The sequence below is a fragment of the Pseudomonas endophytica genome, assembly GCF_001411475.1.
Classification (GTDB): Bacteria; Pseudomonadota; Gammaproteobacteria; order Pseudomonadales; family Pseudomonadaceae; genus Aquipseudomonas; species Aquipseudomonas endophytica.
On sequence record NZ_LLWH01000209.1, the window covers coordinates 1 to 17,085 of the forward strand.

The window sequence follows — 17,085 nt, forward strand, 5'->3', positions numbered from 1 at the left end:
GTGCTTGCCGCTCAGGCGCTCAAGGTTTTTTGCGGCGGCGGTAGGGATGATGCCGTGGTGGGCACTGACTTTGGCATCGTTCCACGCTCGTGAACGGCGTTTTGGCTCAAGGTATTCAGCCAGAGGCGCAAGGCTTGGATCGGCTTGGCGCAATGCGGCCAAAATTGAGGCGGCCTCGCTATGCTGGCTGAGGGGTAAGTAGCCGCAATCGCTGCGCGGGTAGGTCACGACCTTGTAGGTTTCGTAGAGCGCTTGGGCGACGTCGAGGGTTTCTTGCGCACCAAGACCGAGTTTTTTTGAACACACTTCTTGCAAGGTGCCGAGGTCGAAAGGCAAGGGCGCGACCTCGCGCATGCGTTCTGTGTGCAGCTTGTTGACCCGCGCATGGCCGGCCTGTTGAATTGCAGCCGCTGCTTGTTGGGCGTGGGCCTGATTGAGACAACGGTCTTGATCGTCGCAGGTCTGCGGGTCGGCCCGCCATTGGGCCGTGAACAGGTGTTGGTTGTGATTAAGTTGCACGTCAATCGCCCAATACGCGATGGGCACGAAGTCGCTGATGCTGCGGTCGCGGTCGACAACCAGTCGCAGGGTAGGGGTTTGCACCCGGCCGACCGGCAGCACGCCTTGGTAGCCAGACTGGCGCCCCAGCAGGGTAAACAAACGGCTCATGTTCATGCCGATGAGCCAGTCGGCCCGCGAGCGGCCCAATGCGCTGTGGTACAGGTTGAAGGTCTCGCTGCCAGGCTTGAGGGCCGCCAGCGCCTTGCGAATAGACGCGTCGTCCAGTGCAGACAACCATAGACGCTGGATCGACCCACGGTACCGGCAATGCTCGACCAGTTCCCGGGCGATCATTTCGCCTTCGCGGTCGGCATCGGTGGCAATCACCAGTTCACTGGCCTCACCGAGCAAGCGTTTGACGGCTTTGAATTGGCTGGCGGTTTTGGGCTTGACCCGCATCTTCCATTTATCAGGAATGATCGGCAGGTCGGCCAGCACCCAGCGTTTGTAACGCTCGTCGTAAGCGTCTGGCGGAGCGGTTTCGAGCAAGTGGCCAATACACCAGGTTACGGTTGCATTAGGCCCTACCCAGCAGCCATCACCGCGTCGGCTTGCACCGAGCACCGCAGCAATATCTTTGGCTTGGGAAGGTTTTTCACACAAAAACAGCCGCATAGCTCCGCTCATTCATCAGGTTGCCCAGAAGGTGCACAGCATGAGCAGAGAATGCAAAGAGGGCAACAGTTTTTACTGTGTTTTTGTACAGGTTATGTTGTTGGACGTGTCGATGAGCTTGCCTCGCGACCTTTTAAAAATCAAAAGATCGCGAGCAAGCTTGCTCTTACGGGACTAAGGCTTATTGAACGGTGTAAATCTGATCAAACACACCGCCGTCGCTGAAGTATTTTTTCTGCACTTCACGCCAGTCGCCGAAGGTTTTCTCAACCGAGAGGAAGTCGACTTTCGGGAAGCGATCGTTGTACTGGGCCAAAACCTTTTCATTGCGTGGGCGCAGGTAGTTCTTGGCAGCAATTTCTTGGCCTTCTGGCGACCAGAGGTATTTCAGGTATTCCTCAGCCACTGCACGCGTGCCCTTTTTGTCGACGACTTTATCGACCACAGTCACTGGCGGCTCAGCTTCAGCGGATACGCTTGGGTAGATGACTTCGAACTGGTCACGACCAAACTCGCGAGCAATCATTTCTGCTTCGTTTTCGAAGGTCACCAGCACGTCGCCAATCTGGTTAGTCATAAAGGTGGTGGTGGCTGCACGGCCGCCAGTGTCTAGCACAGGCGCTTGCTTAAACAATTTGCCGACAAAGTCGCGGGCTTCAGCTTCGTCCGCACCATGTTTGAGTTTATAGCCCCATGCAGAGAGGAAGGTGTAGCGGCCGTTGCCCGAGGTTTTCGGGTTAGGGACGATCACTTGCACGCCGTCTTTAAGCAGATCAGGCCAGTCCTTCAGGGCTTTAGGGTTGCCTTTGCGCACGATAAATACGGTGGCTGAGGTGAACGGTGCGCTGTTGTCCGGTAGGCGGGTGACCCAGTTTTCTGGCACCAGTTTGCCGTGGTCGGCGAGGGCGTTGATGTCGGTGGCCATGTTCATGGTGATCACGTCAGCTTTGAGGCCGTCGATCACGGCGCGCGCTTGTTTGCTCGAGCCCCCGAAGGACATTTGCACAGTTTGCTTTTCGCCCTGCTCTTTTTCCCAATGCTTTTGGAAGGCCGGGTTGTAGTCTTTATAGAAGTCGCGCATCACGTCGTAAGACACGTTCAGCAACGGAGGATTGGCGGCGTGCGCGAGGCTGCTGAGGGCCAGGCCGGCGGCCAAGACGGAAGCGCTAAAGAGTTTTTTCACTGCGTGTTCCTTGTTATAGGGGCAATAGGGGCCATTTGCCATCGACTATAGCGGGTGTCGCATAGTCCTTAAAAGATTAAAAAGCACTTTGGTTATACGTTTTTGACGAATAGCGCGTTACCACATTGCGAACAAAAAGAGGCTGAAGCTTCGTGCTGGCTTTTCTTGCAGGTTGAGCACGTGTGTTTGAGCTGTTCGCCGCGCATGGCGTTGGCCAGCTCGGCGGTGAAAATTCCGGTGGGTACGGCAATGATCGAATAACCCGTGATCATCACCATGGCCGAAATGACTTGGCCGGGTACGGTGATGGGCACGATGTCGCCATACCCCACGGTGGTCAGGGTCACAATGGCCCAATAGATACTGACCGGGATGCTGGTAAAGCCGTGCTCGGGGCCTTCGACCACGTACATCAACGTGCCGAACACGGTGACCAAGGTGGAGACTCCGAGCAAAAATACGATGATTTTCTGTTTGCTGCCGCGCAACGCTGAAAGCAGGTAGTTAGCCTGGCTCAAGTACGGCACCAGCTTTAGGATTCGGAAAATACGCAGCATGCGGATCACCCGAATAATCAGCAGGTACTGCGCGTCGCTGTAATAGATCGCCAAAATCCCCGGCACAATGGCCAGCAAGTCCACCAGCCCATAAAAGCTGAGAGCGTAACGCAGGGGCTTGGGTGAGCAGTACAAGCGCAGGGCGTATTCGACGGCAAATATGAAGGTGAAGCCCCATTCGATAGCCGCGAGCAGGTTGCCGTACCGGATATGAATGCTGTTGATGCTGTCGAGGACCACCACCACCAGACTCGTCATGATGATCAGCAGCAATGTGGTATCGAAGCGACGCCCGGCCGGTGTGTCGGACTGAAAGACCATCACGTACAGGCGCTGACGCCAATCCTGATTATTCATGTAAGTTGCTCGATACCCAAAAGTCAGAAGATTCGGGTATTAGCGCTCGATGCGCAACCTGCTTTGCGCTTTGGTTTCGACGCTTTTGCGGCTCAACAACCGCACACCGCTACTGACCAGCCAGCAACTGAGCACAAAGGGAGCGGTTAAAAGAGGCAGCCCTAATGCGCTAATCGCGGGTGTGAGCAGCAAGGTCACGACGATACCGATCAATGGCAGCCACAGGCGTCGCGTTTGTAGGCTTAAGGCCAATGCCGTTAACGCCGTGTTGTAGCCTCCAAGCCCGCTGAGTGCAGTCCCTACGTCTTGTTGATAGAGACTCCAGGCAAGCCCTGCAAGTGAGCCGATCACTACCCAAACCGCCGAGCGCCAGTGGCTTAAGCACAGGCCGATAACAATCAGCAGCCCGGCGAGCGAATGGTTTAGCAGCATGACCTGACCGACGCCTTTAAAGAGCGCTTGCGCGAGGGTTAACGCGTTGACGGTGTGCAGTTCAATCACCGGCTCAGGCGCTGGGTGCAGGCCGAGCAACAACCAGCCCAGCCCCACAAACGGTGCGGTGTAGAGCATCAGCCCGTAAGGTTGAGTGATTCGTTTGAGCCATTGATGAACCAACAGGCTGCTGAAGCCGGCGCTGGCGATGATCAGCAGTGGCAAGAGGGCCGACCACGCCAGTTGATGGCTCAGTAATAGCCCCAGTAGGACGCCGTTGTAACTGTAGAGTCCGGCTTGGCGTTGAGACTTTTCATAGCCACGCCGCTGCGCGGTCAACAACCCTGCAACCGCGCCCAGTAAAGCGCCGCCGAGCAGCGTGGGGTTGCTGATCAAAATGGCCAGTAGGCACAGGACACCACATAAAGGGTGACGTTGCAGGAAGATCTGGCTGAAGCCATTGCACAGGGCAGTGGCCCAATCTGGGCAATGATTCATGGCGCGATCAACTTTCTTGGGGATGAGCGAATGCCCCGTAGGCGCTGCAGAGATCTGCGGCCGCGCCTACGGTGGGTGGGATCGCTAGTAGTTATTTGTCGCGGATAGAGAAGTTGGCCATGTGTTCCAGACCTTTGATCAGCCCGGAGTGGTCCCAGTTACTGCCGCCAAGCGCTGCGCAGGTGCTGAAGACTTGTTGCGCGTTGGCGGTGTTAGGCAGGTTGATCCCCAACTCACGAGCGCCTGCCAGTGCTAGGTTGAGGTCTTTTTGGTGCAGGCTGATGCGGAAACCTGGGTCGAAGGTGCCTTTGATCATGCGTTCGCCATGCACTTCGAGGATTTTCGACGAGGCGAAACCGCCCATCAGGGCTTCGCGAACCTTGGCCGGGTCTGCACCGTTTTTGGCGGCAAATACCAGGGCTTCGGCCACGGCCTGAATGTTCAGTGCCACGATAATCTGATTCGCGACTTTGGCGGTCTGGCCATCGCCGTTGCCACCGACCAGCGTGATGTTTTTGCCCATGCTTTGCAGCAGGGGCAGGGCGCGTTCAAAGGTTTTCTCGTCGCCACCGACCATAATGCTCAGCGTGCCAGCCTTGGCCCCGACTTCACCGCCGGACACCGGCGCGTCTAAGTAGTAGGCGTCTTTGGCGTTGATTTTTTCAGCGAAGGCTTTGGTGGCGCTTGGGGAGATCGAGCTCATGTCGATCACCACTTTATTCGGGCTCAGGCCCGCCGCGATACCGTCCTCGCGAAACAGCACGTCTTCGACCTGTGGGGTGTCTGGCACCATAACGATGATGAATTCGGCTTCTTGGGCAACTTCTTTAGGGCTGGCTAATGCAACAGCGCCCGCCGCCAACAGGTCGGCCGGAGCCGCACCATGATGGGTGGATAAGAACAGCTGATGACCGGCTTTTTGCAGGTTGCTGGCCATGGGTGAGCCCATGATTCCGGTGCCGATGAATCCGATGTTAGCCATGACAAATCCTCTTGTTTTTATTGATTCTAGGCGCGCGTTTTGATCGTTTAAAAGATCGCGAGCAAGCTCGCGCCTACAGTAGTTTCTTACACAGCGTTGTGGGTTTTGAGCCATCCCAGCCCAGCTTCGGTGCTGGTCAGCGGCTTGTATTCGCAACCCACCCAGCCGTCATAGCCAATGCTGTCCAGATGCTCGAACAGGAAGCGATAGTTGATCTCGCCTGTGCCCGGCTCATGGCGACCAGGGTTGTCAGCCAATTGAACGTGGTTGATCTGCGGCAGGTGCGTTTGCAGTGTGCGCGCCAAGTCGCCTTCCATGATTTGCATGTGGTAGATGTCGTATTGCAAATACAAATTGGCACTACCAACTTTGTCCTGAATCGCCAGCGCCTGCTGGGTGTTGTTCAGGTAAAAGCCTGGAATATCGCGGGTGTTGATGGCTTCCATCACCAGCTTGATACCCACCGCTTGCAGTTTGTCAGCCGCGTAGCGAAGGTTGCTGATGAAGGTTTTTTCGACTGTGGCATCGTCAACGCCTTGTGGGCGTATCCCGGCCAAGCAGTTGATTTGGTCATTGCCCAGGACTTTGGCGTAGGCGATGGCTTGGTCGACCCCCGCGTGGAATTCTTCGACCCGGTCGGGGTGGCAAGCAATGCCACGTTCCCCTTTGGCCCAATCACCAGCAGGCAGGTTGAATAACACCTGAGTCAGTTTGTTGGCATCTAGATGGGTTTTGATTTCTTCAGCGCTGTAGTCGTAAGGAAACAAGTATTCAACGCCGTGGAAGCCAGCGTTGGCAGCCGCTTGGAAACGGACAAGGAAATCCTGTTCGGTGAACAGCATGGACAGGTTGGCGGCAAAACGCGGCATGGTGAACTCCTGCTTTCGAGCCCCCTGCCTAATGGCAGAGGGGGAGGGCTTTAACGTTAATCGAGCATTGAAATAGCGGTCGGTGCATCGTTGCCCACCAGCGCCAGATCTTCAAATTCATTGATGGCGTTGATCTCGGTGCCCATTGAGATATTGGTCACGCGCTCCAGAATAATCTCCACCACCACCGGTACGCGGAATTCTTTGAGCATGTCTTGTGCTTTGCGCAGCGCTGGTTGAATTTGATCCGGTTGGAACACCCGTAGCGCTTTACAGCCCAGACCTTCAGCAACCGCGATGTGGTCAACGCCGTAACCGTTAAGTTCTGGGGCGTTGAGGTTGTCGAAAGACAACTGCACGCAGTAGTCCATTTCGAATCCACGCTGAGCCTGACGGATCAAGCCAAGGTAGGAGTTGTTAACGACCACATGAATGTACGGCAGGTTGAATTGCGCGCCCACGGCCAGCTCTTCGATCATGAACTGGAAATCATAGTCGCCCGACAGGGCCACTACATTACGGTTCGGGTCAGCCTTGACCACGCCCAGCGCCGCTGGAATGGTCCAGCCCAGAGGCCCGGCTTGGCCACAGTTGATCCAATGCCGTGGCTTATACACGTGCAGGAACTGCGCACCGGCAATCTGCGATAAACCAATGGTGCTGACGTAGCACGTGTCTTTGCCAAACACTTGGTTCATCTCTTGGTACACGCGTTGCGGTTTGACCGGTACTGAGTCGAAATGGGTCTTGCGATGCAGGCTGGCTTTGCGTTGTTGGCAGTCTTGCAGCCATGCGCTGCGGTCTTTGAGCTTGCCAGCGGCTTTCCATTCACGGGCCACTTCCAGCAACACCTTGAGCGCAGAACCGGCGTCGGAAACGATGCCTAAATCCGGGGTGAACACGCGACCGATTTGCGTCGGTTCGATATCGACGTGGATAAAAGTACGGCCTTCGGTATAGACCTCGACCGAGCCGGTATGGCGGTTGGCCCAGCGGTTGCCGATGCCCAGTACCACGTCGGACTTAAGCAGCGTGGCATTACCATAGCGGTGCGAAGTTTGTAGGCCAACCATCCCCACCATCAGCGGGTGATCGTCAGGGATGGTGCCCCAGCCCATAAGCGTTGGGATCACCGGAATGCCGGTTAGCTCTGCAAATTCGACCAGCAACTCGCTGGCGTCAGCGTTAATCACCCCGCCGCCACTCACCAGCAGTGGGCGTTGCGCTTTATCGAGCATGGCCAAAGCTTTTTCGGCCTGCACGCGGGTCGCCGCAGGTTTGGCCAGTGGCAGCGGTTGGTAGGCGTCGATGTCGAATTCGATTTCAGCCATTTGCACATCAAATGGCAGGTCAATCAGCACAGGGCCTGGGCGCCCGGAGCGCATTTCGTAAAAAGCTTTTTGGAAGGCGTATGGCACTTGGCCCGGCTCAAGCACGGTGGTCGCCCACTTGGTCACGGGTTTGACGATGCTGGTGATATCGACCGCTTGGAAGTCTTCTTTATGCATCCGCGCCCGAGGGGCTTGGCCGGTGATGCACAGAATCGGGATCGAGTCGGCCGAAGCGCTGTAAAGCCCGGTCACCATGTCCGTGCCCGCAGGGCCAGAAGTGCCGATGCACACACCAATGTTGCCGGCTTTGGTGCGGGTATAGCCCTCGGCCATGTGCGAGGCGCCTTCTACGTGGCGAGCAAGGACATGATCGATGCCGCCCACTTTTTGCAAGGCTGAATACAACGGGTTGATGGCGGCGCCCGGAATACCAAAGGCGGTGTCGACACCCTCACGGCGCATCACCAAAACGGCGGCTTCGATTGCTCTCATTTTGCTCATACGATTGTGCCTCTTACGTTTTATAATTGTATACAAGTGGCTAGTGATGCGAGTGTATTCATGGACTGGCTTGTAGGTCAATGGGTTTTGTTCAATCTATGACTAAGCGGTCTAGATCCAGTATTCGGGGGGGATAGGGGATTTTTATTTATTTTTAACCTTAAAATTGTATACAAAATACGTAATTTTTGTGTTCTATTGTTGTGATAAAACTCGCCTGAAATTGGCGCGTGCAAGGCTTTCCAATAACAAAAGAAGGACGGCAACCATGAGTGCTTTAACCTTGAAAGTCGCTTTAAACCTCACTGCGCAAGCGCTGAGTGCGGGTCGTGCTATCAGCGCGTCCCCACTGACGGTCGCGGTGCTCGATTCAGGCGGGCATCTATTGGCCTTGCAGCGTGAAGATGGTGCAAGCCTGTTGCGGCCTGCTATCGCCATTGGCAAAGCCTGGGGGGCGATTGCTTTGGGCAAGGGCTCACGTTTGCTGGCGCTGGAAGCGCAACAGCGGCCCACGTTTTTCGCAGCGCTTAACGGGATGGGGCAGGGCGACATTGTGCCGGTGCCGGGTGGGGTGCTGATCCGTGATGATCACGGCCACGTACTGGGTGCGATCGGCATCAGCGGCGATACCTCAGACATCGATGAGCAATGCGCAATCAGCGCGGTAGAAGCGCAAGGGTTGCAGGCCGATACCGGGGTGGCGGTGTAGGTTTCAAAAGTGAAGCAAAAGCCCCTCGCCAAAACCTTCTTTAATGAGCGGTGAGGGCGTTGCTTTAACCCGGCGCGCAGCCTTTGAGTACCAGCCGAATAATGGTCTGGGTCGCGGCCTCGTAGTCACTGTCGTCAAGTTTGGCCTTGCCGGTGACCGCGGATATTTGCCAGTCAAAGTCAGCGTAGGTTTGGGTCGCGGCCCAGATGCTGAACATCAGGTGGTGCGGATCAATCGGGGCGATTTGCCCACGGTCGATCCAAGTCTGGATGCAGGCGATGTTGTGTTTGGCCTGGTCATTCAGCAGTTCGACTTGTTTCTCACTCAGGTGCGGGGCGCCGTGCATGATTTCGCTGGCGAAGACTTTTGAGGCAAACGGCAGTTCACGGGAGATAAGGATCTTGGAGCGGATGTAGTTGCTCAGCACCTCGTTTGGCTCGCCGTCAGCGTTGAACGGGGTCGACACGCGCAGTATCGGCTCGATAATGCTTTCGAGCACTTCGCGGTACAGGTTCTCTTTGGACTTGAAGTAGTAGTAGACGTTGGGCTTGGGGACGCCCGCCTTGGCCGCAATGTCGCTGGTTTTGCTGGCGGCGAAACCTTTGTCAGCGAACTCTTCGCTGGCGGCTCGCAAAATCAGTTCTTTGTTGTGCTCGCGGATACGACTCATAAACCCGGTAATTCCTTGCCTGTTTTTGCGGTCTGGCATGGTAGCACCGGGCCTGCAAACGGCTCAAGATGACGGGTAGCAGGGGTTCGTGCACTGGCTGCTAAGCCAGCGCATTAGCGGGGCGAACGGTGCTGTTTTGCAACAGACGATAGCCCGCGACGGCAAACAGCAGCATGCACAATCCTGCTACAAGAGACACCCTGAAACCTGCCGGTGCTCCGTAGGCATCAATGACCCAGCCTCCGATGACGGCGCCAAGGGCAACCCCCATACCCAACCCGGTAATCATCCACGTCAGGCCCTCAGTCAGCTTGGCCGGTGCGACGACGTTTTCGACCAGCGCCATAGCGGTAATCAGGGTTGGCGCGAAGAACAATCCTGCAACAAACATGGCAGCTGACAAGGTGAAGATGCTGTTAGCCCACATCAGCGGCACCATGGTCATGGCCGTCGCCAGCGCACCGAGCAAGAACAATTTAGGCAATGGCGTTTTAAGTTTAAGGGTACCGAATACCAGCCCTGCCAAGCAGGAGCCTAAGGCGTAAACCGATAACACAATGCTCGCTGCCGCGGGTTGGCCTTGATGCTGGGCAAAGGCCACGCTGACCACGTCAACGGTACCGACAATGGTGCCTAACCCGATCAGTGCCATCATCAAGACGGTGACCGCGCCTTGACGCAGGACCGTGCCATTGTTGTCCAAGCTGCGAGGGTGAACCGGTGGTTCGGTTTTACGTTGCAGCACAAAGGCGCTCACGCCTACGGCCAGAAAAATAGCGGCGGCGAGCGGTCCGGCTTGAGGGAACAGGGCAACACTGAGACCCACTGAAATAGGCGGGCCGACGATAAAACAGACTTCGTCGAGTACCGATTCAAAGGCGAAGGCGGTATGCAGTTTGGGCGAGCCGCGATACAGCTCGCTCCAGCGAGCGCGCACCATCGCCGGCATGCTGGGCATACAGCCCGCTAAGGCGGCGCACACAAATAGCGTCCAATCGGGAGCGTTCAGGTAACTGCACAGCAGTAACGCCAGCATGGCGCAGACGCCGACGGCGGCGACACCGGGCAACACGCGGCTTTGACCATAGCGGTCGACAGCACGGGAGATTTGAGGCGCGAACAGCGCAATCGCTAGGGCGAAGGTGGCCGCCACAGCGCCCGCCAACCAATACGAACCCTGTAACTGCGAGAGCATGGTGATGATGCCAATACCCGCCATGGAAATCGGCATGCGGGCCATCAGGCCGGCGGCACAAAACGCCTTGCTGCCGGGGGCGCTGAAAATCTCGCGATAAGGGTTGGCCATACAGGCTCCGAGACGCTGCAGTTAGAAATGTGTACTTACATACACGGCGTAGGTAGAAATATACGCATGCGCCGCGTATGTCAAATAAAGACGAGCAATCGGCGTGGTTGTGGCATGCACCTCGGCCAATTTTGAGGCTACGGCCGAGGTGGGTTTATCAGAAGTGGTACTTGACCAACAGGCTTGCGGTGTCCTGAGTAGTTTTGAAAGAACCGCTGTCTTCGATGCCGTATTTGTTTTTCCAGTAGTCGTATTCGATACCCACGTACAGCTGTTTCGCGCTCCAGTTCAAGGCTTTGCCCAAGTCATATTTGATCTGTGGGTTGAAGTGCAGGTTGGCGTGATACGTGCCGCGCGAGTTTTGATCGTTGTCGACCACCCAGTCCATGTAGCCGTCGATGACCAGATCCGATTGACCGACAGGCAAGGTGTAAGACCACACTGGCGTGATTTGCCAAACGCCACGGCCCGCTCGATTGCCTTCTGGGTAGCGTTTGTAGAAGTTCAGTTGGAAGAAGTCAAAGCCTGGAACATTCAGGTCGAACCCTGGGCCGATCAAGTAAGCGTCGGAGTCACCTTCGCCAAACTCATACGTCAGGGCCAGCAACACGTCTTTGATGGGGCCGAACTCAAACGTCTGGCCGAAGATTTTGCCGAATGACAAGCGCGGGGTGATTTCGCCGTAATACGTGTTTGGGCCGAGGTTACTGTCTTTTTTGCCGTTGTAAAAAATACGGTCGACGAAGATGAAGTTATCGCCGTATTTCCAGCTGTCTGCATGCTCGAAGGTTAGGGTCTGTTGAATCTTGGGGTTGACCTGAAAGTCCTTGCCGTACAAGTACGTCAGGCTGTTGGTTTGCCATTGCAACAAGTCTTCGGCGGCTGCCGTTGTACCGCCCAGCAGGCTCCCCGCAAGCATCAGGCTGGTAAGAGTGCGCTTCATTCGGTTGCTCCAAAATTTAATCAATGCTGCATAAATAAGAACTCGGCACTCTGTTTGGTGCCTTGGTTCTTTTGTTTTGAAGCGCGCCTTTGCGCTCAACGTTGCTGCGTACACACCTTGTTTAACGGCAAACAAGCATCGCTCAACTGTCCTCAGACAGTTGACTGGTGGGAAACTAATGCAGGCCGTAAACGCTCGGCTTAGACACGTAAAGTTGGCTTCAAAGTCAGCTTTAAAACAGCGCCCATCTGTGAGCGGCCGCGGAGAATACTGGCTCCGAGGCCACGACTCAAGCGCGCAGTTATCACCTAAGCGGGGGGTGGCCTAAAAGTGAACTTTGATCAGTGCACTGGCGGTGTTTTGATTCGTGTCTAAACGGCTGCTGTTTTCAATGCCGTATTTGTTTTTCCAGTAGCTGTATTCAATACCGACATACAGCTGTTTTTCACCCAAGTTAAGCGCTTTGCCTAGGTCATATTTGATCTGTGGGTTGACGTGCAAATTGGCGTGATAGGACCCGCGTGAGCGCTGATCGTTATCAACCACCCAGTCGATATAGCCGTCGATTAACAGGTTGGAACGACCTAAGGGGATCGTGTAAGAGAATGACGGCGTTATCTGCCAAACCCCTGTGCCAGGGCGCGGCCCTTCGGTGTGACGGCGGTAAAAGTTGAGGGTGAAGTAGTTAAAACCAGGAACGGCCAGATCAAACCCCGGGCCAATTAAATAGGCCTCGCTATCGCCTTCGCCGTATTCATAGGTCATGGCCAGCAATACGTCCTTAATGGGGCCGTATTCGAGTTTTTGATCAAAGATCTTACCGAACGATAAACGCGGGCTGAACTCGCCGTAATAGGTATGCGGGCCTTTGTTGGGGTCGGGTTTGCCGTTATAAAAAATACGGTCGACGAACAGAAAGTTATCGCCGTACTTCCACTTGTCGGCATGTTCAAAGGTGACGGTTTGCTGGATCGAAGGGTTGATCGCGAAGTTCTTACCGTAGAGATAGGTAAGGCTGTTGGTTTGCCATAAAAACAGATCACCGGCCACGACTTGACCGGCAGCCAACATCCCACCGGCGAGCATGGCGCCCCAGTGTTTGCAGTGCATGGGAAACTTCCTTTTTATTATTGTTTTGGAAATCTTATTGGCGCTGCCTCATGCGTGGGCAGCGGCAACAATAAGAGGCAGAGCCCTCAGGAAGAGGGCGTTGTTGGTCAGTGCTGATGCACGTGACCGCTCATGGCAGCGCGCTCGGGGCCGCCCAGCACGTTGAACAGCAGGTTCAGGGACACGGCGCTGACGGCCGCCATGGCGATGCCGCTGTGGGTGATGGGGCCCATCCATAGAGGCAAATGCGCGAAGAACTCTGGGCGCACGACCGGAATCAGACCCATGCCGATACTCACGGCCACCAGCAATTGATTGCGACGGTCGGCAATGTCGGCTTCTTGCAAGATTTTAATCCCCGTGGCAGCGACCATCCCGAACATCGCAATCGCCGCGCCGCCGAGTACCGCAGGCGGAATCGAGGCCACTAGAAAAGCAGCCTTGGGCAGCAAGCTTAAGGCGATCAAGAAGATACCCGCGACGATCGTCACCGAGCGGCAGCGAACCCCGGTCATTTGCACCAGTCCGATATTTTGCGCAAAGGACGAGTGTGTGAATGTGTTGAAAAATCCCGCCACGAATGAAGCGCCGGCATCACACAGCAAGCCGCGTCGAAGCATGCGCGGAGTCACTTCTTGATCGGTGATTTTGCCCAGCGCCAGAAACATCCCGGTGGACTCGACAAAAATGATCACCACCACCAGACACATCGAAAGGATGGGCGCCAAGTGGAACTCAGGCATGCCGAAGTGCAGGGGCGTGACGATCTGGAACCAAGGGGCGAGGTCGATGCCCTGAAGGTTGACCATGCCAATGGCACCACACAAGACGTAACCCAACGCCATGCCGATCAATACAGAGACATTGACCCAGAAGCCGCGCATAAAACGGTTGATCAGCAAAATGGTGCCCAGCACCAAGGCTGCGATAAACAGGTAAATGGGAGAGCCAAATTGGGCCGCGGTGCTGCCGCCACCGGCCCAGTTTACGGCCACCGGAAACCGTGACAGGCCGATAGAACTGATCACGGGTCCAGTGACTAGAGGCGGGACGCAAGCCATCGCCACCATGCTGCCGACCGCAGCAAAACTGGCGCCCATCATGACCGGCATGCGGATACCCATTGGCCCGATGCCCAGTGATTGGACAATGGTCGCCACCCCGGCCACCAACAGGTCGGCGTTGATCAGAAAAGCGATCTCTTCACGGCTCAGACCGGCGGCTTGCCCGATGATCAGCGGTACGGCGACTGCACCCCCGTACATCAGCAGCACGTGCTGTAAACCGACCAAAATTAATTGTAACAACGGCAGTCGCTGGATCGGCGGCGGCGCTGTTATAGCGGGTATGCGCGGTTCGGTTAAATCGGACATGCAACACCTCGGTCATTTTTATTGTTGTGAGCTAAGGGTGTAGACGTGTGGCCACCCACGGCTGTGGCCACACCGTGAGGGTCAATTAATTTGGGCTCCTGCGCTAATCCAAGCGCCGACCAGATCACGTTCTTGTTGGGTCATCTGAGTGATGTTGCCCAGCGGCATGATCGGGCTGGCGATGGCTTGCGCTTGAATGCGCGGTGCCATCTGCTGAATTTGCTGTGCGGTATCGAGCATGACGCCAGCCGGGGCCGCGCTGAACAGTGGGCTGGTCGGTGAGGCGGAATGGCAGACGGTGCAGCGCTCTTGGATCACCTCATGGACTTTTTCGAAGTCCACGTCCGCCATGGCCGGTGCCGAAGGGGCGGCAGGAGCGGGCGCGGCTGGCGGGGCATCTGCTGCTTTTACGCCACCCACGGCTGTTTCCGGCAAGGGTTGGTATTTGATGACCTTGGCCACGGCCGGTGCAGTGGCGGTTGGGTTCGGCCCGGTCACATACGCCAAGCAGATCATGCCCAATGCCGCGACCGGTAAGGTCCACGCATATTTATGGCTGTCATGGCGGGTATTGAAGTAGTGACGCACCAACACCGCGAGCACGGCAATCCCGGCCAAGATCAGCCAGTTGTATTGGCTGCCATAGGTGCTCGGGAAGTGGTTGCTGATCATGATGAACAGCACGGGCAGGGTGAAGTAGTTGTTATGGCGTGAACGTAGCAAGCCTTTGGCTGGTAATGTCGGGTCGGGCGTACTGCCTTCTTTAATGGCCGCTACCAGCGCGCGCTGCGCGGGCATGATGATGCGGAACACGTTACCGACCATGATGGTGCCGATGATGGCACCGACATGCAGATACGCACCGCGGCCACTGAACACTTTGCTCAGGGCAAAAGCGGCAACCACCAGCAGCACAAACAGGATAAAGCCCAGCAACGCCGGGCGTTTACCCAAGGCGGAGTCGCACAGGAAATCGTAGATAAACCAGCCCGCAATCAACGAGCCGATACCGATGGCAACCGCTTCAGGGCCGCTCAAGCTCGAGCCTGGAGCAATCAAATACAGCGCGGGGTTGAAGTAAAACACCAAGCACAGCAGGGCAATGCCTGACATCCAAGTGAAGTAGGCTTCCCATTTGAACCAGTGCAGGTTGTCCGGCATGGTCGGTGGGGCCAATTTGTATTTTTCGAGGTGGTAAATCCCGCCTCCGTGGATGGCCCATAAGTCGCCCGATAGGCCTTGTTTGGGGTTGGCTCGATTGAGGTTGTTCTCAAGCCAGACAAAGTAAAACGACGCGCCGATCCAGGCCACGCCGGTAATCATATGAATCCAGCGCACACCCAGATTCAGCCATTCCATTAAATGTGCTTGCACAGTCTTGACCTCTCGCCTGTCACTCACGAATGAATGAACAGACCTTCTCTTATTGGTGGGGGGCGAGGACTAACCACTCATCCTCTTTTAAGAAATGCTCATCGCAGTTGTTACCAGAACCACTGCGATCAACCACCAGGAAGTCATCCCGCTTTTCGATCGTCAGCACCGGGTGGTGCCAGACGCCGCGATGGTAATTAATGCCCTGCCTGCCATTACTGACAAAGGCGCGGACCAAGCCTGATACAGGTTCATCGCCAAGTGGCGCGACCACGATCAGAAAGGGGTTGCCGAGCAGCGGAATGAAAGCTTGGCTGCCCAGCGGATGGCGCTCCAACATGCGTACGGTGAACGGCATCTCCATCGCTTCAGCGCGGAAGATGCTGATGATCGCCTTGCACTCTGGGGTGGCGGTTTGGACCTCGGCCAGACGATGAAAGCGCATGGTTGAACCGTTGTTGATCATGAAGTGGTCGCTGCCATCGGTTTCAATCACGTCACCGAACGGGGCGAAGGCTTCTTTGGTCAGCGGTTCAATCTGTAATGTGCGCATGTTGGTCTTCTTTTTCTCGTGACTGTCAGGTATTCGTTTTGCTTGGGTAGAGCGGGTTAAGGCTGCGTTTTTTAACCTCGAAAGATCGCAGGCTCCGCCAGCTCCTACGCGTTTTACGTTACTTGGCGACCTTGCCCAATACACGCAGACGGCTTACACCGCCGTCCGGGAACAGGTTCAGACGAATGTGAGTGATTGGGCCCAAGGCTTTGAGCTGCTCGCTGAAGCTATGCTCGGCGTGCATCTCGAGCTTTTGGCTTGGCAGTAATTCACGCCAGAACAAGCTCTGGGTTTCGATTTGGCTATCGGTGCCGCCTTTTACGAATGCGCCCTGAATGGAGCAGCTGTCCGGGTAGTTGCCTTTAAAGTGCAGCGTGTCGACGACGATCTGTTCAACTTCACCGGCATGCCCCAGCGCGACGATGACCCAGTCGTTGCCTGGCGTGCGACGACGTGCGGTTTCCCAACCGTCGCCCATGTTGATGCCGCGGCCTGGGTTCAAGATGTTACTCATGCGCCCAAAGTGTTCATCGGAGCAGGCGAGGGCACGGCCCCCGTTGAGTGCAGCGGCCAAGTCGACCTGTTCGTTGTCGCCCAAGGCTGACCAGTCACGGAACGGCACACCGTATACACGCAGACGCGCTACGCCGCCGTCCGGGTAGATATTGAAGCGCAGGTGGCTGAATGCCTGATCATTCTGAATTTCGTGGTAGTGATGGCTATTGCCTTGCAGCTCAACGGCCGACAGCACTTCAACCCACTGGGTGTTTTCGGTGGGTTCACCTTCGGCCAAAAAGCAGGCTTCAAGGGAGGCCGATGGCGGGAAGTTACCGGTGAAGAATGAAGTGTCGATGTCCAGGCCCTTGATCGAGCCCGGAACGCCGAGGCGGATGACTGCACTGTCATAGCCTTCAAAGCGCTTGCGACGGGACTCCCAGCCGTCCATCCACTTGCCGTTGTCATCGAAAACGCCCTCCTTCCATACGGCCGGGGTCGGCTGAAACAGGCGGTTGGCGTCTGCGAACCAGTCATCGGTCACCGAAATAATTTTGGTCCCAAGACGGGCGTCGGCCAAGTTAACGAACTTCTCGAAAGGTACGGCGTAAGCTTTCATTCTTCTGGTCTGCCTTTAAATAAGTGGCTGGAGATGCGTTACCGACA

General features: G+C 56.1%; 16 protein-coding genes. 1 reads left to right on the forward strand and 15 read right to left on the reverse strand.

Translation table 11 applies throughout. The features are described 5' to 3' along the window. From AQS70_RS19300 to gcl, 7 genes are all read right to left on the reverse strand, one after another. On the reverse strand, window positions 1–1,176 hold a 1,176-nt coding region (locus AQS70_RS19300), incomplete at its 3' end, for a DNA topoisomerase (protein WP_241492869.1). A gap of 181 nt (window positions 1,177–1,357) precedes the next feature. Further along, window positions 1,358–2,359 (reverse strand): sulfate ABC transporter substrate-binding protein, encoded by a 1,002-nt coding sequence (locus AQS70_RS19305; protein ID WP_055104345.1) that lies wholly within the window; start codon window positions 2,357–2,359, stop codon window positions 1,358–1,360. 92 nt (window positions 2,360–2,451) lie between these two features. Next, on the reverse strand, window positions 2,452–3,273 hold the full coding sequence (locus AQS70_RS19310; protein WP_055104346.1) for an ion transporter: 822 nt from the start codon (window positions 3,271–3,273) through the stop codon (window positions 2,452–2,454). Window positions 3,274–3,312: 39 nt separating this feature from the next. Continuing rightward, the gene (locus tag AQS70_RS19315; protein WP_055104347.1) at window positions 3,313–4,203 is read right to left on the reverse strand and encodes an urea transporter; all 891 of its coding nucleotides are present in this window, start codon (window positions 4,201–4,203) and stop codon (window positions 3,313–3,315) included. 91 nt (window positions 4,204–4,294) lie between these two features. Then, entirely contained in the window at window positions 4,295–5,185 is an 891-nt protein-coding gene (locus AQS70_RS19320) for a 2-hydroxy-3-oxopropionate reductase (protein ID WP_055104348.1), read from the reverse strand. 86 nt (window positions 5,186–5,271) lie between these two features. Continuing rightward, window positions 5,272–6,054 carry a hydroxypyruvate isomerase gene (gene hyi / locus AQS70_RS19325; RefSeq protein WP_055104349.1) on the reverse strand — a complete coding sequence of 261 codons (783 nt, stop codon included), beginning with the start codon at window positions 6,052–6,054 and terminating at the stop codon, window positions 5,272–5,274. A 56-nt stretch (window positions 6,055–6,110) separates the two neighbouring features. Next, the gene (gene gcl, locus AQS70_RS19330; RefSeq protein WP_055104350.1) at window positions 6,111–7,886 is read right to left on the reverse strand and encodes a glyoxylate carboligase; all 1,776 of its coding nucleotides are present in this window, start codon (window positions 7,884–7,886) and stop codon (window positions 6,111–6,113) included. A gap of 268 nt (window positions 7,887–8,154) precedes the next feature. Between gcl and AQS70_RS19335 the strand changes: the two genes are divergently transcribed. Continuing rightward, the gene (locus tag AQS70_RS19335; protein WP_055104351.1) at window positions 8,155–8,595 is read left to right on the forward strand and encodes a GlcG/HbpS family heme-binding protein; all 441 of its coding nucleotides are present in this window, start codon (window positions 8,155–8,157) and stop codon (window positions 8,593–8,595) included. Window positions 8,596–8,659: 64 nt separating this feature from the next. On the opposite strand, the gene AQS70_RS19340 is transcribed toward AQS70_RS19335, so the two are convergent. The 8 genes from AQS70_RS19340 to alc all read right to left on the reverse strand — a co-directional run bounded on the left by AQS70_RS19340 (window position 8,660) and on the right by alc (window position 17,038). Then, a complete protein-coding gene (locus tag AQS70_RS19340) occupies window positions 8,660–9,265 on the reverse strand; it encodes a TetR/AcrR family transcriptional regulator (protein WP_055104352.1) in 606 nt (201 codons plus the stop codon). A 100-nt stretch (window positions 9,266–9,365) separates the two neighbouring features. Further along, window positions 9,366–10,571 (reverse strand): MFS transporter, encoded by a 1,206-nt coding sequence (locus tag AQS70_RS19345; protein WP_055104353.1) that lies wholly within the window; start codon window positions 10,569–10,571, stop codon window positions 9,366–9,368. A 157-nt stretch (window positions 10,572–10,728) separates the two neighbouring features. After that, the gene (locus tag AQS70_RS19350; protein WP_055104354.1) at window positions 10,729–11,514 is read right to left on the reverse strand and encodes an outer membrane protein OmpK; all 786 of its coding nucleotides are present in this window, start codon (window positions 11,512–11,514) and stop codon (window positions 10,729–10,731) included. Window positions 11,515–11,838: 324 nt separating this feature from the next. Then, window positions 11,839–12,624 carry an outer membrane protein OmpK gene (locus tag AQS70_RS19355; RefSeq protein ID WP_055104355.1) on the reverse strand — a complete coding sequence of 262 codons (786 nt, stop codon included), beginning with the start codon at window positions 12,622–12,624 and terminating at the stop codon, window positions 11,839–11,841. Window positions 12,625–12,731: 107 nt separating this feature from the next. Beyond that, window positions 12,732–13,997, reverse strand: a complete 1,266-nt coding sequence (locus AQS70_RS19360; RefSeq protein WP_055104356.1) for a nucleobase:cation symporter-2 family protein — start codon at window positions 13,995–13,997, stop codon at window positions 12,732–12,734. A gap of 81 nt (window positions 13,998–14,078) precedes the next feature. After that, entirely contained in the window at window positions 14,079–15,371 is a 1,293-nt protein-coding gene (locus AQS70_RS19365; RefSeq protein ID WP_055104357.1) for a urate hydroxylase PuuD, read from the reverse strand. A gap of 49 nt (window positions 15,372–15,420) precedes the next feature. Further along, window positions 15,421–15,924, reverse strand: coding sequence for an ureidoglycolate lyase (locus AQS70_RS19370; protein WP_055104358.1), 504 nt, complete (start codon window positions 15,922–15,924; stop codon window positions 15,421–15,423). 118 nt (window positions 15,925–16,042) lie between these two features. Continuing rightward, entirely contained in the window at window positions 16,043–17,038 is a 996-nt protein-coding gene (gene alc / locus AQS70_RS19375; RefSeq protein ID WP_055104359.1) for an allantoicase, read from the reverse strand. Window positions 17,039–17,085: the final 47 nt, after the last annotated feature.

What these genes read in the sequence shown, in the direction of transcription:
- AQS70_RS19340 (WP_055104352.1), bottom strand. Translation starts at nt 9,265, where the DNA reads ATGAGTCGTATCCGCGAGCACAACAAAGAACTGATTTTGCGAGCCGCC.
- AQS70_RS19370 (WP_055104358.1), bottom strand. Translation starts at nt 15,924, where the DNA reads ATGCGCACATTACAGATTGAACCGCTGACCAAAGAAGCCTTCGCCCCG.
- gcl (WP_055104350.1), bottom strand. Translation starts at nt 7,886, where the DNA reads ATGAGCAAAATGAGAGCAATCGAAGCCGCCGTTTTGGTGATGCGCCGT.
- AQS70_RS19345 (WP_055104353.1), bottom strand. Translation starts at nt 10,571, where the DNA reads ATGGCCAACCCTTATCGCGAGATTTTCAGCGCCCCCGGCAGCAAGGCG.
- AQS70_RS19315 (WP_055104347.1), bottom strand. Translation starts at nt 4,203, where the DNA reads ATGAATCATTGCCCAGATTGGGCCACTGCCCTGTGCAATGGCTTCAGC.
- AQS70_RS19335 (WP_055104351.1), top strand. Translation starts at nt 8,155, where the DNA reads ATGAGTGCTTTAACCTTGAAAGTCGCTTTAAACCTCACTGCGCAAGCG.
- hyi (WP_055104349.1), bottom strand. Translation starts at nt 6,054, where the DNA reads ATGCCGCGTTTTGCCGCCAACCTGTCCATGCTGTTCACCGAACAGGAT.
- AQS70_RS19320 (WP_055104348.1), bottom strand. Translation starts at nt 5,185, where the DNA reads ATGGCTAACATCGGATTCATCGGCACCGGAATCATGGGCTCACCCATG.
- AQS70_RS19360 (WP_055104356.1), bottom strand. Translation starts at nt 13,997, where the DNA reads ATGTCCGATTTAACCGAACCGCGCATACCCGCTATAACAGCGCCGCCG.
- AQS70_RS19355 (WP_055104355.1), bottom strand. Translation starts at nt 12,624, where the DNA reads ATGCACTGCAAACACTGGGGCGCCATGCTCGCCGGTGGGATGTTGGCT.
- AQS70_RS19350 (WP_055104354.1), bottom strand. Translation starts at nt 11,514, where the DNA reads ATGAAGCGCACTCTTACCAGCCTGATGCTTGCGGGGAGCCTGCTGGGC.
- AQS70_RS19310 (WP_055104346.1), bottom strand. Translation starts at nt 3,273, where the DNA reads ATGAATAATCAGGATTGGCGTCAGCGCCTGTACGTGATGGTCTTTCAG.
- alc (WP_055104359.1), bottom strand. Translation starts at nt 17,038, where the DNA reads ATGAAAGCTTACGCCGTACCTTTCGAGAAGTTCGTTAACTTGGCCGAC.